Raw genomic sequence first — 15,880 nt, 5'->3', positions numbered from 1 at the left:
TTTTTAATTTATATTTGATAATTCAGAAAATACAAAGTATTTCTCTCTTAAATTAACATCCGCTTCCCGATTCTTTCTAATAGATTAACGGCAAGTGGAAGTACAGCCTCATCGATATCAAATTTATGATGATGATGTGGTGCCGGTAATGGTGAACCAATATTCATATATGTTCCTTTTCCACCTCTTTCCTGGACGCGTTTAATAAGAAAGGACGCATCTTCACTACCTATACTTGTGTCACAATCTTCCTTAAAAGAGATAAAACCTTCTAGCTTCTTCGCCTCTTCGAGTACAACCGATACCATTTCCGGATCTGGTCGAATTGTCGTTGCCTCTCCAATGATTTCGGTGTTAGATGTCAATCCGTGCATATAGGCACTATGTTTTACAATCGTTTTAACCCGCTCTTCTAATTCGTCTTTTATTTCTGCTACATCGGAGCGGATATCAATGACCATCGATGCTTCGCTAGGAATAATGTTAGCCGCCGAACCACCTTCTAGGATTCCGACATTCACTCGTGTTGTGCCACCACTGAAACGAGGGATCGCATGAATATTTAAAAGGGCTGTTGCTGCTCCCAGTAACGCATTTCTTCCTTTTTCAGGTGTGCCTCCAGCATGTGACGGGACACCGTAAAAGTAGGCCTTCATTTTGGAGGAAGCTAGAAATTTGGAATTCCCTCCATGGATTTCTCCAAGTGGGATATCTAGTCCAAGGTGGGAGCAAAAAAGAAAGTCAACGTCATCGACAATTCCTTTTTGAGCCATTGCATAACCACCACGTCCTCCTTCTTCAGCAGGTTGAAAGATTAACTTCAATGTTCCGGCAAAATTTCGGTCGGCTAATCTCTCAGCTAAAACAAGTCCCATTGCTGTGTGACCGTCATGTGCGCATGCATGCATGTTACCGGTAATTTCGGAACCAAATTCATGCGACTGAGGAAAATGATCATCATCCTTACTTTCCTGAATTGGTAAAGCATCCATATCAAACCGGAAACCAACTGTTGGACCTTCTTTTTTTCCCTTTAACACCCCAACAACGGCTGTATTACCATCTTTCATTTTCTCGATAATTGTTTCGTTCGCACCAAATTTTATGGCCCTCGAATAGGCCTCATCTAATTCGCGTTTCGATGGTACTCCTCTACGAGAATTATGATCGATCGCATCTCTTCCATATAAAACTTTATATCCTAATGAATGTAGCACTTCCACGACTCTAGAAGCTGTTCGGAATTCGGTGAAACCTAACTCGGGAAATTGGTGAAAATCTCTTCTTAATGTAATAACATCCATGAAATTGTTCCCCTTTCTATTAAACTATCTAAATTAAATAATAGTTAATTAGAATCCATGTTAGATTCTATAACATCAACTATTTAATTTATTAGAATAATAGCAAAGTTATAATGATAAATAAAATGAGTTTTCTAAATATTCACAATAAGTTTTTTTAATAGTTAAAGGTACAATGATGGGATTTCTATTAAATAGAAAAATGAACACGAATGGTAAGGGGGATTACTTCTGTGGAGGTAAATGTCTTCTACTGAAATAAACATTAAACGATCAAATAAGCTAAGATACTCAAACAAGTGGAAACAATTAATATTACGATTAACGGTCTTAATGCCTTTGTCCGTAAATCACGGAGATTTACATTTAATCCTAATCCTACCATAGCTGAGGTTAGGCACCAATAAGTAAGAGTTGAAATACCACTCATACCTTCTTCAGGAACAGGAATTTGATTTCCTATTACATAGGTTCCTAATAGGCTCATAAGGACAAAACCAATTAAAAACCATGGGAATTTCATTTGATTCCCGGTAGAATTATGTACTTTATGTTTTTGTCTCATGAAATACATGAACACAAAGCAAAGTGGGATTAGAAGAAAAACTCGGCCTAATTTAGCAAGTAATCTGAAAGCGTTTCTATTCTTATTTAAAGGTAATAGATGGTGAGTACGAAGTAAAATTGATAAATATGATGGTTATAATAAGTTATTTTTATAAGTCGAATAGGAAAGTTTAAAGGAATTTTACACTCGTGAAAGGATGGCTACGATTAAAGAAGTAAAAGCAATCGTAATCTAGTTTTCCATTTTAAAGACTTGAATCATGATCGTCTATGACGAAAAAAAGTACCAGTCCAACATTATTTCATTTGTTGAACCTGGCACAAAAAAAGAACCATCCATTTGCTGAATGATGCTTGGCAATATTTTTATCTTTACCGAAAAACGGTTGTGAAATATTGTTGTGAAACAAGAAAAACGAGTTGCTGCATAATTTGTGCGCATTTTAATAAACTTTTCTTCACGAAGAGGCAAAACTCTTTCCGTTCAGATAATAAGCGGACTCTAGGAATGTACTGAAAGCGACTTCTACATCTGGAATTCCGAGTGCTTGAATATGTTTTGTTATAATGTTGGCAAATTGGTCTTGAATTTCCTGACCGCGTTCGAACCATTTCACTTCTATTAATGGGTATCCGGGCACTTCATTTCCATCAAATACATAAGTTGATTTGACTATTTCTAAAGTGAAATTGTCCGTTCCACATGCACATAAATCTGCCAATTCTTGTACTAATGAAGTACTAATCGTTTTTACCTGATCAACTGAAACTCCTCTAATGATTAAATGTGGCATACAAATCGCTCCCATACCGTGTGATAAATTTTTAAAATATATAACAATATCTATAATGACACTAATTTATCTAATAGCCAATTAAATCCTGCTAATGGAATATCGATCAATTAGTATAGACGTTTCCCCATCCAGAATTAATTCAGTCATAAGCGTTCCCATTAGCGGCGATAGGGTTACTCCACTATCCGTAACGGCCACAAAAAGGTTTTCGATACCCGGGATATTGCACTGATTTCTGTGACCTATTCTACCGTAATTGAAAAAAAGCCCATTGTTAGATTAAACAAGGCACTGAACTTACATTTTTTAAAACTCGATATGGAAAGTTAGCAGGGTTTGTGTTGAAAAAATCACAATAAAAAAAGTGTCAGGCACGATCTAGATTTGATTGTGCCTGACACTTTTTTATGTTCAAGTAACATTTACTTCATTTCACAGATTTCCCGACAAAGAAATTAATAGATTTGCCTTTTCTTTCGTAATTGACTTATCACTTTGAGCATACAACTCATTTACATACGCTTTAAGTTTACCTTCTGCTGCATTCTGATTTCCTTTCGATGCTGCTTCTTTTGCTCCATTAAGTTTGGTAGTCAGCGAATGAGCAACCCCCGTCTTCGTTACAAAAGATTCAGTTAATCGGCTTAAACTATCAAAGTCCACAGTAATCGTAAATTGAAATTCTATTTCTGTTGCATTACCTGCATGATCAATAGCTTTGGCTGTGAATTTATTTACTCCTACACTATATTCGTATGCCGGCCCTTCTATTGACGGGCATTCGGCAGAAGCAATTCCAGACAAATCATCAATTGCACTGCAAGTGATAGATATGTTTGAATCAACAGAATAACTTTCCTTATTACCAGTTACTGTGATTACAGGAGATGTTGTATCTTCTTCCACAATCATAATCCAGCTTATTTGAGGATCAGGTGAACCTGCTACCCTGCGAACAGTGAGGTCAAGCTTTCCATCCGTTACGTTCACATTTTTATAGCCTTGGACATCGTATGAACTCGTAAATACATAGCCCTTCGTTTTAGTTTCACCGTTAATTAATATATCTGCTTTTCTGCTTCCCTTGGTTGAACTATACCACGGGTCGTAGAGTCCGGTATATACAGTGTATTTACCATTTTTTAAGTCAAACTTATAAGAGAGATCATCACCGGAATTACTTAAAAGGTAACGTAATGAAGAAAATAAATCTCCACTATTACTGCCCGACGGTTTTGTACGATCCCCGATATATCCCCATGTTTGTCCATTTGCTGGGTCATACTTTTGATCGATGACATCTTTATTAAGGAGTGTACCTTGCATATAAGACGACCATGTTTCGTAATCATTTGTTTTCGCCCCACCGCCATGGACAAAATATCTTACATGGTCCGGCAAAACTAATATCTTTGTTCTAATCACTTTATTGGCTAATTCAGAAAGTGTCCCTTCAACCACTACTGTTCCAGGTTTCGAGAATGCTTCAACATTGACGTCCCATGTTACTGGCGTGTCCATTTGTATCCCTTCTGAATTGGTCACATTAATCATATTTGGTAAATTAGGTACTTGATCAACAGATACCTTGGCTGGCAGCTCCGTATTAACTGTGACTTTCCCCATTCTGTCTAAAGTATCCAGTTTCCACTCGTCAAGCCATTGCAAACTAATTTCATCATCTTGGCCAAATTCGATTGGGAGCCAAATATATCGAGAATCTTTTAATTCGCTTTCCTTCCATCTATCACCCATAAATATATATTTTCCTTTATTAGCATCAATTGTAATGACATTGGTGCTTTGTGAATCAAATGTTGTGGAAGCTTTCTCACCGATTGCAGGATCGCGCATAGGCTTCCATTCTCCGAATATGTCATCAGCAACTGTATATCTTGCTGAATTCGGCGCCCATCCTGTTGCACCGGAAGTAATCAAATAGTACTTTCCATTATATTTGAACATCGCAGGAGCCTCCCGCTGTGCACCTGGAAATACTCTTACATAATCCTCACCATAGACAGATTTGTATGTGGTATCGCGTTCTACCTTTCCGTCCTTATGCCAGCCAACAATATCTGTATATGAGTCATTCAATTTCGAAATATAAATCGTCATGTTTTCTTCACTGGAATAAATTAGGTAGGCTGTACCATCGTCATCCTTGAATAAGTTCATATCACGTGCCATACCAGGCTGGTTTGGCTGCCCATTATATTCCGCACCTTCAGGAACTCGGTCCATACGGTTACTTTCTTGATAGACGAAAGGTCCGGTAGGAGAATCACTTAAGGCATAGCCGGCTTCCGCCTTTGCATAATTTGCATTTGACGTAGCAGAAGGACCATCGGTATGCATCCACATCACATATTTCTTTGTTTTATCATTATAGATTACTTTTGGTCTTTCAATAATCCTGTCTGTACCGATATCATTCTTAATATCAGCTTTATCTTCTCTGCCTTCATAAAGTTTGGAGATAAGTGGATCTGTTTCAAATTGGTCCATCGATTCTATTGCTGTTAGAGCGAGTCCTTCGTCTTTCCAGTTATAAAGATCTATTGATGAATAAACCCTAACACCTCTAGCGGGAAGGTATCCGTTGGTTTTATCTTCACCGTACCAATAATATTTTTTCGTTTCCTCGTCATACATGATACCGCCGCCATGTGCTTGGATTGGAGCACCATATGTATCTGTCCAAACCTGTCCTGGTCGAAAAGAATCGTTTGGAGTGAATACGATAAGTCCTGCTAGTGCAGAGTCTAAGTTCTTCAAACTAGTCCGTATTTGTGACTGAACTGTTTTCGTGTTAATATCTAACCCATTTTCATTGATATTTTCAACCAAATTATCTGCCTGTTCAATAGCTTTATTAAGTTCCGCTAAACTGTATTTCGTGTAAGTTTCTGTTTTTTGCGCTTCTTCTTTTGCAGAAGCTAATTTTGTTTCCAAATCAAAAAGAGGAATCGCTTGGTACTTCTTGACAATCATGTAATTAACGAGTGGATCATTATAGTTTGATAAGCTGCCTGTTGAAGGACCCTGGATCTTAACTTCTAATTCTCCGTCGTTAACAGTAATTTGTTGATAATCGACCTCTTTTACCGTGGAATAGCTTCCAATATCATAATCTCCATTTGATAGATTTTGTCCCTCACTGATAATATTGACACTCCGTCCACTCCATGGATTTTTGAATCCTAGAGTAAGGTCATAGTCACCATTCGGCAATTCGAATTTATATACTAATGCCTTATCACGGACTTGCGGACCATTATAATATCGAAGAGATCCTAATTTATCACTGCTACTAGAACCACTAGTACCACTAGTAGTGGTTACCAAACCCCACTTTTTCCCTGTAACTTCATCTTCACCATACATCTGCTCCGTTTTACTAGAATATAGACCCATTTTGTCAGTTCCTTCAACGGTGCCAGGTGTACCATCACCTGCATTTACAAAATACAGAACGTCTGAATCCATATTCACAGTCTCAGCAGAAACAGGTTTACTAGTTGACAACGCGGGTAAAACGATGAGGATCAAAGCCAAAAGAGTTGAAATTATTTTGTTTATCTTTAACAACAGTACCCCTCCTTACAATTCTCAATAAACCTCGATAGACCGATTGTTTCATAGATGTTTATTCTAAGAGGACCACAACATTGGAATGTTTTATCCATTTCTATTGTTCAATTCCTTAGGACCAACTTTATAGTATCCCCCCCCTTTTCAAGTTAGTTTTCTATTATTAATGAAACCCATTTCATGAAACCGGTTTCACTGATAAGCAAAAAAAATCAAACACACGATTTAAATATACATAATTTTCAAATAAATAATAAGTAAATAGTACATGCTGATTTTTGATGTGTCAATATCATTTATCCAACTTGGTTTATTTTAGCGACTTTTTGGTAACGTACTATTCCTAATTACAAGTTCAGGTTCTATCACGGTTAACTTTTTTACTTTTTCATTATTGATTAATTTATGCAGGACATTCACCGCGTTTTTTCCAAGTTCTAAGCTCTTTTGTGAGACTGTCGTTAGTTCGGGAATGACTGTACTGGCAAGAATCGTATCATCAAAGCCAACGATAGCCATATCTTCAGGAATTTTTAAACCAGCCTCTACTGCTACTTTGACGGCCCCAACGGCCGTTACATCATTTACACAAAAAATGGCAGTTGGTCTTTTCTCTCTTTTTAAAATTTCAGCCATCATCTTTTTTCCCGCATCCATAGTAAAATCTCCATATAAAACCCATTCATTTGGTACTTTAAATCCATTGGCTTTCATCATTTTTTTAAACGCTTTAACCTTTTGTGTAGTGGTAGACACATAATCATATCCACCAAAAAACGCTATTTCATTATGACCTAAATCAATTAAATGCTGCGTCAGCATTTCGGCACCTTTTCCCTCATTTATGATTACTCTGTGTAAGGAGCTACTAGGAAGATTTCCATTGACCAGTACGATTGGAATCTTTTTGGCGATATCTTCCACTTCTTTTGCCAGTTCTTGTGAGCAATTGGACAGGTTGATTCGTCCACCCATAAAAATAATCCCATCGACTTGTTTTTCTCTAAGAATAGTTAGACTTTGCGATTCTAATTCAGGCTGGCCAGAAGTGTTACATAAAAAAAATGTGTATCCTTTACTATTCGCCTCATTTTCCACCCCCCAAAAAACTTCGGGGAAAAAGGGGTTGGTAATGTCAGGGAGAATAACACCAATCATTTTGGTTTCCTTTTTTGTAAGGCTTCGGGCTAACGCATTTGGCTGAAATTGGTATTTATTAATCAGAGCCATGATTTTTTCTCGTGTACTTTCTTTAACAGGTGCTGTCCCATTCAAAACGCGAGAAACCGTCGATACCGATACTTCCGCCTCTTTTGCAATATCATATACTGTTACATTATGTTTCAATCACAATCACCTATCTGACCTTAATTGATTTTATGGGCATTAAACCTATTTTTATCATACTGGAAATTCTTATAGGAAAAAAGGATTTTTATCATTATATCTTCTTGATAAATTAAAAAAAGCCAAATGTGGTTAAAGAAAAAATATTTAGTTTAACTAAAATCAACGTAAGTTTTACTTTGATAACAGAGGCAGTAAGTCAACTAGTAACACGCCATTGTGGTTTACTCTGTCCCCAAAACGAAAATTTAGCAACATAACATTTCATTTCTAATGCTAATTAGGATTTCTCAGCATACAGAAAAAGCACTTACTCTGGATGTGATTTCTCACTTTCCCTAGTAAGTGCTTCTATCATAGTGCATCCTGTCGGTTTGGTCGTTTACCTCGTTTAATATTAGATTAGCTATAGCTTGGATAGTAGTCTTAACAATACTGGTCCTAGGATTGCTGCTCGGACTGCATTTAAGAATTCATTGGTTGAAATTTTCTGGACCTGTGGATGTTTCTTTTCCGTTTGATCAATCCATTGGACGTAGGCGGAGTTCTGAAATAAATCATACCCAGTAATCAGAAAGCGTCAATTCATTCTTTGCTGTTTTCTGTTGTAGGAAAAGAATCACTTTCTTCTCAACCTCAGAGCAATGATTCCAAAATACATCCATTAGCTGCAGTTCTTCAAAATCACGATGGATGTATTCCACCATATTATCTAATTCATTTAACGGAATATCACCATCAGATATTCTTGTTTTTAGAGTGTTCACTTTCGAATCAAGAAGATATTTTTTTAACTTGTCAACTTCCTCCGCCATTGCCTTAGTCACTTTACCTAACTGATGCATAATAACTAAAGATTTCTTGATCTTAAGCCACTCTGACGAACTCGTGCCTTTAAATTTTTCCCCCTCAAGCAATTCTTCAATGATGTTTTTACCAGAAACAGACGTCCACCACCATAGTCTTAACCCTTAAGTTATGACACTCGGAAGTCAAAAAAGCCGACTTCCAATTGGAATCGACTTCAAAATTTTGTTTAACTAAAGCGAGTTAAGCACCGCCTAAAATTATTAAAGAGCTATTGTTAATACATTCACAGTGATAGACAACTTGTTCAACTAAAGCAACCGTAGTAAAAAAAGTTGCTTTTTGAGTTTTAATTTTTTATTCCATTACTGTTACAGTGTCTTTGAACATGCCCATTCCACATGAATAATCGTATGTTCCAGGTTTTAGAGCTTTGATGTTAACATAGTTATTTGTATTTTCCTTTAAAGCAACATTAAACCCAAGTTCATCGGAAAGGATGGTACCAGTGCAATTAAAGGCTTCTTAACCAAAGTTTCTTGTTTCTGCGATTTTGTTTCCTCATCAATCATACCAATAAGCAAAACTATTACCAGTACAAATACTACGTCTATAAAATAAATCATCACATCAATGGATTTAGGCTGCAGCATAACACCTAACATTGACCCCATCATTCCACCCATTTTTCCTGCAGTTAATCCGTCAATTGAAGCCATAAGGGAAACTTGCCTACCTGTTAAATACCCACTATCAAACCAATTGACATCGAAGTTATAGTTGGAATAGTTAAATCTTTATCCTGGATAAAGGTCCCTAGAATAGCACCTAGTAAAATACTCGCCATCATGGCATTTGTCATCGCAATCATCATTCCAGCCATACAGGTAAGCCTTTGTTTATTTCTGAAAGTGTAATAAATGACATAACTTGTCAAAAGAGCAATTAAAGTAATTCTGACGTAAAGCAACATAAATTGTTTTCCTCCATAGCTCTATCTTTAAATCTTAGTAAAATTAATAATATAATTTTACTAAGATTATATAACTTGGTTCTAGTGGAAACTATTGAAAAATAATTGAATTTGCTTATTTGAGTATTTTTTGTGAACAATATCTACTTTTACAGGTTCTCCATACTTTCTGCAATTTTTTCTTGTAGTCTATAAGAGAAGATAAGGATTTAATTAATTAGGAGGACAATTGTTATGAAAAAAATCATTGCAACATTAACTTTTGTTTCAACAATGGCTTTAGGAACTTCTGTTTTCGCTGCTGGTACAAATGTTGCTGATTGTGCACATTTGGAGAAAGGTAAATGTGTTTCAATGTGTGCAAAAGAAATGAACCGTGGCGTTTCGGAATGTGCCACTTCGCCTGATTGCCCAATGACGACTGGATGTCAGTAACATCTCTACCACGATTGATGTTAAAGAATAAAAAAGAGACTAGTTGATAGTCTCTTTTATTGGGGTGAATTTCTCCAAACATTAACAACCTTAACTAGGGTCAATTTTCGTAACATTCAGCATTGGAATTAACCGATGCTGTTTTTTCATTTTAATTAATATCTTGTATTAATGTGTACAATGTTACTAATATGCATATTTTCTGCACATTTTTTCTTTACTATGAACTTATAAAAACAAACAGGAGCTCGTCATGAAAATTTCTCTTAAATTTGGGTTATGGTTTTTTGTATGTATTTTGATCATCGAAACCACTTCCATGGTTTACTTACATCGCCATGTTATTCATTCACGTGCGATGCAAGAGCTCAATTCACTGAAGGAAAGGGGTAATAGCCATCGTGATGTTTTGGAGATTTCATCGGATCCTTCTACACTTCATCACATTGCCCTGATGGAATCCAAAACTGATACAGAAGTTGTCATTAAAAAGGAAAATGGGAAAATTGCTATCTCCTCTGGTCCAATTGATCCAAGTATAAAAAAAATAATAAACCAACCTCTTTCAATGGTACCGAGAAATGGACTCATTTTACAGTCAGATTTAAACGATGAAAAATATATAGCAACTGTATCTCCTGTTAACGGAGGAAATGAATCAAGAGGATACGTTTATATGTTTAAAAGCACCGATCAGGTGCAAACCTTGATTTCACAGTTAAACAAACATTTTATTTTAGCCTCACTTCTAATCTTGTTTTTTATGTTGATTACAGTTTTCTTTTTATCAAGGGCTTTAACAAAACCTCTAATAGTCATGAAAGAAGCCACTAAGAAATTAAGTAATGGAGACTTCTCTGTATCCTTACCTAATATGTCAAAAGATGAAATTGGCGAGTTATCAAGATCTATTCAAACATTAGCCAATGACCTCAATCATTTGAAGAAGGAAAGAAATGAATTTTTAGCGAGTGTATCTCATGAATTGCGGACACCTTTAACCTATATTAAAGGCTACTCCGATATTGGAAGAAGACCTTCTCTTGAGGAAAAAGAAAGGATTCAATATTTCGATATTATACATGAGGAATCTGAACATCTTGGCCATTTGGTGAAGGAGTTATTTGATCTGGCAAGGTTGGACCAAAACTCTTTTACCATCGATAAGGAAAGGGTTCATATTGCTTCGTATTTACAAGCTATATATGAAAGGGTCTTACCTGCTTTTAAGGAAAAGGGAATACAACTAAAATTGGACTGTGCAGATGACTTATTTTTTTCCATAGACCCAAAACGGTTCGACCAGGTTTTACTAAACCTATTGGATAATGCTCTAAAGTATTCAAATGAAAATACAACAACCCAGATAAAGGTTGCTAAAAAGGACGAAAGTATTCACATTATCATTAAAGATGAGGGTATTGGAATACCAAAAGAGGATCTACCTTATATATTTGAACGATTATATCGAGTAGAAAAATCACGTTCAAGAGCGACTGGAGGTTTTGGTTTAGGTCTAGCCATTGTAAAAGAGATAGTGGAAGCTCATAGAGGAAATATTTCCGTTGAAAGTATAGTTGGGGAAGGTACCTGTTTTAAAATTGTATTGAAGGAGCAATAAGATGAAAACCGTTTTACTTGTTGATGACGAAAAAAGAATGCTTGACCTATTAGAATTATATATCGCCCCTCACGGTTATAAGTGTATTAAGAAACAAACAGGCATAGATGCCATTAAGTATTTGGGGAATGAAAGTGCAGATCTTGTTATCTTGGACATTATGATGCCTGACATGGATGGGTGGAAAACGTGCGAAAAAATTCGTGAAACATCAGATGTCCCCGTTATCATGCTTACGGCACGTGATGACAAAGATGAAGTTATAAAGGGATTAAAAATGGGCGCGGACGATTATGTTACCAAGCCGTTTAATGAAAAAGAGCTATTAGCAAGAATGGAAGCTGTCATGCGAAGGACAAAAAGTCATAAGGATGAAAATTTGAATTTTAAAGGATTAGTTTTGAACGAAAAAGCCTATGAATTCACATTTGAAAAACAAAATATTTCATTAACACCGAAGGAATATTCCTTATTAGCTCTTTTTATTAGTAACCATAATAAGGTTTTTACTAGAGACCATTTATTAACAACTATATGGAATTATAAGTCGGATGTTGAGGACAGAACAATTGATTCTCATATCCGAAATATTAGGGAAAAACTTCGTCATGTTGGTTTCACAGTTGACGAGCACCTGAAAACCGTTTGGGGAGTCGGATACAAATGGAGTTCTGAGAGTGAGCAATGACTGAAGTTTTGAAAATTTATTAATATCCAGTGGGCCCTTTGCCATGATTGTCAGTATCATCATTAACATTGCAATAAGTGTTACAGGTATGGTACCCAGTTTTTTTATTATGCTGCCAATATCACTTTTTTTGGCTTTAATACTGGTTTAATCATCTCTTACATCGGCGAGTGTGTTGGTGCATCATTTAGCTTTTGGTTATATCGAAAAGGGATTAAAACTTTAAATCCCACAATATTAAACAAAAATAAATGGTTATTAAGACTTCAAAAAACACAAGGCTGTGATACTTTTTACATTATTTTAGTGTTAAGAATTCTTCCCTTTATTCCTTCTGGGATGATTAATCTAGCAGCATCCAACAGTAAAACAAGTATTATCACTTTTATTTTTGCAAGTTCCTTTGGGAAGCTTCCTGCACTCTTAATTGAAGCCTACTCTGTTAATCGAGTATTGGAATCATCAAATGATGTAAAGTGGATATTAGCAATAATTGCACTCTTTATTCTTTTCATTTATCTCATTCAAATAAGAAGAAAAAAATTTGAATAAAACATTTCGGAGGAAACAGCGTGAAGAATTTTAAATGGATTGTCTCGCTTACCTTAACCAGTGTTATTCTGGCTGCTTGTACGGGTAAAGAGACACAAAATACAAAAACTTTTGAAGAAGTAAAAGACGTGAAAATTGAGCATACCCATGGTTTAGGATATGCAGAAAACAAGAATGAACTGTATTTTGCTACCCATGATGGATTGGTACGTTATTCTGATAATAAATGGTATGAAATCACGAGGAACAAGCATGATTATATGGGATTCCAGGCAGTAGATACAGGTTTCTATTCCAGTGGCCATCCTGAGCCAGGTTCCGATTTAAAAAACCCTCTTGGTTTAATTAAAAGCACTGATGAGGGAAAATCATTCAAGAAACTTACCTTTTACGGCGAAACAGATTTTCATTATTTGGCCGCAGGATTTAATAGCCATATGATTTATGCCATTAATGAAACTCCAAATTCAAAATTAGACACTGGATTATATAACTCTGAAGATGGAGGAAAGACGTGGGAACAAAGTAAAATGCAAGGATTTTCAGCAGAATCTATTGGTAATATTGCAACCCATCCTACTAAGAAAAATATGATTGGAATCTCAACAGATAAAGGCTTGTATTTTTCAGACAATAATGGAGACCAATTTAAGATCGTTTCTAAAGCTGCTCCAATTACCACTTTAGAATTTGAAGAAGATTCGATGCTTTATTTTACCACGGATGGAGATAACCCTTCACTTTACAAACAGGACCTAACCACCCAAAATGCGACTAAGCTTTCCATACCAGATGAAATTAATTCTAAAAACCCAATTATGTTTATTGCTTCTAACCCTAAAAACAGAGACGAAATTACAGTGATTACTTATAAAAAAGACATCTATCAAACCAAAGATAAAGGTGGTTCCTGGAAAGAGTTAATAAAGAACGGGAAAATTCAATAATAATAAAAGACAAAGGATGTCCAAGGTGACATCCTTTGTCTTTTATTAGGAAAAATAATTTTTAGAGAAGCTGGACTATGCTTAAAGAGTTTTTAATGCGTTCTGCATAAATTCTGCACATTCTTATTGTACTATAATTGGGTAACTAAGATTAGGGAGGTAAATATAGTGAAAAAACGCACGATCCTATTTATTCTGACCGTGATTACTGCCTTATTTTTAGCAGCATGTTCTAATGATAACAATGAACATTCAAATATGAATCACGGTGAGAAAATGACAGAGCAAGAAAATAATTCAGGCAATAACCAAGAAGGTATGGAAGGCATGGATCATGGTAGCATGAATCATTCCAGTTCTGGTGATGTACCAGAAGGTTTAAAAGTAGCAGAAAATCCAAAATTTAAGGTTGGAAGCCATGCTATTATTAATTCTGACCACATGGAAGGCATGAAAGGTGCTGAAGCAACCATTGTAGAAGCCTACGAGACTACTGTATACACAATTTCGTATACTCCGACAACTGGTGGAGAAAAAGTGACAAATCATAAATGGATTATTCATGAAGAGATTAAAGATGCAAGTGACAAACCTTATAAACCAGGTGATGAAGTGGTCGTAGAGGCATACCACATGGAAGGAATGAAGGGTGCAACTGCTGTAATCGATTCAGCCCAACAAACAACTGTGTATATCGTTGATTACACTTCTACAACTGGAGAAAAAGTGACAAATCATAAATGGGTAACTGAAAGTGAACTTTCAGCAAAATAAAAATACAAAAAAGCACCAGTAAAAATGGGGAATATGCGTGTTAGTGAAGCAAATCATGATCATAATGGAGGATCAGACGCAATTAAACAATTAATACCTCAAAGTGCAGTTTATATTTCTAGGCGAGAAGCGCCATTAATGAGTGGAGATTTATCATTATATGCAGACGAACCAAAAACCCCAATTCGTGGAATATTCCATAAAAGAATAACATTAAAGCTGACATTTTGCTTCAAGATGGTGAACGTATTGGTTCCCTACTAGCGTTATTTACACCAGGACAACCAGGTTCCATGTCATTTATAGACACTCGTAATAACGCGTTGATAGCAGGAGATGCTTTTCAAACGGAAGGAGGTCTGACGGTGGCTGGTCAAATTAGACCATCGTTTCCATTCCCTGCCAAGGGAACGTGGAATAAGGAGATTGCACTAGAAAGCGCTCGAAAAATAAAGAGCTATAGTCCATCCATACTTGCTGTTGGACATGGAGAAATATTGAGTCAACCACTTGGTGATTTATCCATCGCTATAGCTGAAGCGGATCTAAACTTAAAATAAGAGAGAAATAATAAAAAAGTAAAATAGCTTGGCCCACGGAGGCCAAGCTATTATTTTTAACTAAAAGTCAGTGTTATTGCTTAACACCTTCTTTTCGGATTAGCTCATTGTAAGGATAATAAACTTGATAATTGTTTTTTCCTAGATTCTTTGCGTGATACATAGCCATATCAGCCTGTTTAATCAAGGAATCCGAGGTCTCGTATTGATTATTCATCTATACTCAATTAAGTCCTATTAAAGGAAATTGCTTTACTTCAAGGAGATATACATACTAATCAATTGATTTGTGTCTATCCGTTTCAAAAATTTATAGAATGTCTCCCTTTTCTTTCCCAATTGTGAAAATAAAGCAATTATCTTTTCTACGGCATGGTACAACTCTTCTGGTGTTAGATTCTCCAATAGTAAGGAGCCAACTTCTGCATCTTTTCCTTTTGCTTTCCCTCCAACATATAAGTTATAATGTTCTCCAATTTTCATAACTCCAATGTCGCTTAACATCGGCTCTCCGCAACCAATAGGGCATCCTGTATAAGAAACCTTTAGGGTGAAGGGGACAGATTTACCAGCCATTCGGCGATTTAATTCTTTCGCCACTGGCATCCCTTCCTCTTCTTCCCCTTTGCAAAAATTACAGGTCCTCAAGCTCTTTACGAAGTTTCCCACAGGATAACATTCTAATCCAACACTATGGAATTCTTCTATGATTTCTGCTTTTTTATGTTCTGGAATTTCTAAATAGATTTGTTGAAATGTGGTTTGTTCAAGCTCCTCATTTTCGTCCATATATTTAATGATGGTAAAAAGTTGTTTCGAGTTGAGTTTTGCACCAAACCCAATTCCTCCATTAATGGCGATCTTTATTTTTTTATCATCATTCACCATATTATTTTATTTCTCCCCTGTTGTAA

Annotated in this window: 17 protein-coding genes; 7 read left to right on the top strand and 10 right to left on the bottom strand. The window is 36.0% G+C overall.

Translation table 11 applies throughout. The annotated features are described in order from the left end of the window. Positions 1–47 precede the first annotated feature (47 nt). From KW850_RS08565 to KW850_RS08525, 9 genes are all read right to left on the bottom strand, one after another. The gene (locus tag KW850_RS08565; RefSeq protein WP_218347144.1) at positions 48–1,304 is read right to left on the bottom strand and encodes an amidohydrolase; all 1,257 of its coding nucleotides are present in this window, start codon (positions 1,302–1,304) and stop codon (positions 48–50) included. 265 nt (positions 1,305–1,569) lie between these two features. After that, complete coding sequence (locus tag KW850_RS08560) at positions 1,570–1,989, bottom strand: putative sulfate exporter family transporter (protein ID WP_218347327.1); 420 nt, start codon at positions 1,987–1,989, stop codon at positions 1,570–1,572. A 340-nt stretch (positions 1,990–2,329) separates the two neighbouring features. After that, complete coding sequence (locus KW850_RS08555; protein ID WP_218347143.1) at positions 2,330–2,665, bottom strand: DUF1904 family protein; 336 nt, start codon at positions 2,663–2,665, stop codon at positions 2,330–2,332. Positions 2,666–3,100: 435 nt separating this feature from the next. Continuing rightward, the gene (locus tag KW850_RS08550; RefSeq protein WP_218347142.1) at positions 3,101–6,259 is read right to left on the bottom strand and encodes a family 43 glycosylhydrolase; all 3,159 of its coding nucleotides are present in this window, start codon (positions 6,257–6,259) and stop codon (positions 3,101–3,103) included. Between the two features lie 318 nt (positions 6,260–6,577). Then, positions 6,578–7,609, bottom strand: a complete 1,032-nt coding sequence (locus KW850_RS08545; protein WP_218347141.1) for a LacI family DNA-binding transcriptional regulator — start codon at positions 7,607–7,609, stop codon at positions 6,578–6,580. A gap of 557 nt (positions 7,610–8,166) precedes the next feature. Continuing rightward, on the bottom strand, positions 8,167–8,424 hold the full coding sequence (locus KW850_RS08540; RefSeq protein WP_218347140.1) for a hypothetical protein: 258 nt from the start codon (positions 8,422–8,424) through the stop codon (positions 8,167–8,169). A 349-nt stretch (positions 8,425–8,773) separates the two neighbouring features. Then, positions 8,774–8,917, bottom strand: a complete 144-nt coding sequence (locus tag KW850_RS34240; protein WP_218347326.1) for a cupredoxin domain-containing protein — start codon at positions 8,915–8,917, stop codon at positions 8,774–8,776. Beyond that, the gene (locus tag KW850_RS08530; protein WP_218347139.1) at positions 8,881–9,135 is read right to left on the bottom strand and encodes a hypothetical protein; all 255 of its coding nucleotides are present in this window, start codon (positions 9,133–9,135) and stop codon (positions 8,881–8,883) included. The genes KW850_RS34240 and KW850_RS08530 overlap by 37 nt, the downstream gene beginning before the upstream one ends. A 20-nt stretch (positions 9,136–9,155) precedes the next feature. Then, positions 9,156–9,389: a hypothetical protein gene (locus tag KW850_RS08525; RefSeq protein ID WP_218347138.1), complete on the bottom strand. Its 234-nt coding sequence runs from the start codon at positions 9,387–9,389 to the stop codon at positions 9,156–9,158. 234 nt (positions 9,390–9,623) lie between these two features. Between KW850_RS08525 and KW850_RS08520 the strand changes: the two genes are divergently transcribed. The 7 genes from KW850_RS08520 to KW850_RS08490 all read left to right on the top strand — a co-directional run bounded on the left by KW850_RS08520 (position 9,624) and on the right by KW850_RS08490 (position 14,966). Further along, entirely contained in the window at positions 9,624–9,824 is a 201-nt protein-coding gene (locus tag KW850_RS08520; protein ID WP_218347137.1) for a hypothetical protein, read from the top strand. 253 nt (positions 9,825–10,077) lie between these two features. Beyond that, the gene (locus KW850_RS08515; protein WP_218347136.1) at positions 10,078–11,445 is read left to right on the top strand and encodes a sensor histidine kinase; all 1,368 of its coding nucleotides are present in this window, start codon (positions 10,078–10,080) and stop codon (positions 11,443–11,445) included. A 1-nt stretch (position 11,446) separates the two neighbouring features. Then, a complete protein-coding gene (locus KW850_RS08510; RefSeq protein ID WP_218347135.1) occupies positions 11,447–12,133 on the top strand; it encodes a response regulator transcription factor in 687 nt (228 codons plus the stop codon). 120 nt (positions 12,134–12,253) lie between these two features. After that, the gene (locus KW850_RS34235; protein WP_218347325.1) at positions 12,254–12,685 is read left to right on the top strand and encodes a TVP38/TMEM64 family protein; all 432 of its coding nucleotides are present in this window, start codon (positions 12,254–12,256) and stop codon (positions 12,683–12,685) included. Positions 12,686–12,705: 20 nt separating this feature from the next. Next, positions 12,706–13,632, top strand: a complete 927-nt coding sequence (locus KW850_RS08500; protein ID WP_218347134.1) for a F510_1955 family glycosylhydrolase — start codon at positions 12,706–12,708, stop codon at positions 13,630–13,632. Between the two features lie 168 nt (positions 13,633–13,800). Further along, positions 13,801–14,406, top strand: coding sequence for a YdhK family protein (locus KW850_RS08495; protein WP_308128769.1), 606 nt, complete (start codon positions 13,801–13,803; stop codon positions 14,404–14,406). Between the two features lie 227 nt (positions 14,407–14,633). Next, positions 14,634–14,966 (top strand): MBL fold metallo-hydrolase, encoded by a 333-nt coding sequence (locus KW850_RS08490; RefSeq protein WP_218347133.1) that lies wholly within the window; start codon positions 14,634–14,636, stop codon positions 14,964–14,966. Positions 14,967–15,218: 252 nt separating this feature from the next. Here the strand turns inward: KW850_RS08490 and KW850_RS08485 are convergent, their stop codons facing one another. Continuing rightward, on the bottom strand, positions 15,219–15,854 hold the full coding sequence (locus tag KW850_RS08485; RefSeq protein ID WP_218347132.1) for an NAD(P)/FAD-dependent oxidoreductase: 636 nt from the start codon (positions 15,852–15,854) through the stop codon (positions 15,219–15,221). Positions 15,855–15,880: the final 26 nt, after the last annotated feature.

This window comes from Bacillus sp. sid0103, from assembly GCF_019219025.1.
Note: the sequence above shows the minus strand (reverse complement) of the source record. Positions and strands in the feature narration are given on the sequence as shown.

Excerpts from the sequence above, each read along its gene's own strand:
- KW850_RS08525 (WP_218347138.1), bottom strand. The coding sequence starts at position 9,389 with ATGTTGCTTTACGTCAGAATTACTTTAATTGCTCTTTTGACAAGTTAT.
- KW850_RS08540 (WP_218347140.1), bottom strand. The coding sequence starts at position 8,424 with ATGGCGGAGGAAGTTGACAAGTTAAAAAAATATCTTCTTGATTCGAAA.
- KW850_RS08530 (WP_218347139.1), bottom strand. The coding sequence starts at position 9,135 with ATGGCTTCAATTGACGGATTAACTGCAGGAAAAATGGGTGGAATGATG.
- KW850_RS08515 (WP_218347136.1), top strand. The coding sequence starts at position 10,078 with ATGAAAATTTCTCTTAAATTTGGGTTATGGTTTTTTGTATGTATTTTG.
- KW850_RS08565 (WP_218347144.1), bottom strand. The coding sequence starts at position 1,304 with ATGGATGTTATTACATTAAGAAGAGATTTTCACCAATTTCCCGAGTTA.
- KW850_RS08510 (WP_218347135.1), top strand. The coding sequence starts at position 11,447 with ATGAAAACCGTTTTACTTGTTGATGACGAAAAAAGAATGCTTGACCTA.
- KW850_RS08485 (WP_218347132.1), bottom strand. The coding sequence starts at position 15,854 with ATGGTGAATGATGATAAAAAAATAAAGATCGCCATTAATGGAGGAATT.
- KW850_RS08520 (WP_218347137.1), top strand. The coding sequence starts at position 9,624 with ATGAAAAAAATCATTGCAACATTAACTTTTGTTTCAACAATGGCTTTA.
- KW850_RS08555 (WP_218347143.1), bottom strand. The coding sequence starts at position 2,665 with ATGCCACATTTAATCATTAGAGGAGTTTCAGTTGATCAGGTAAAAACG.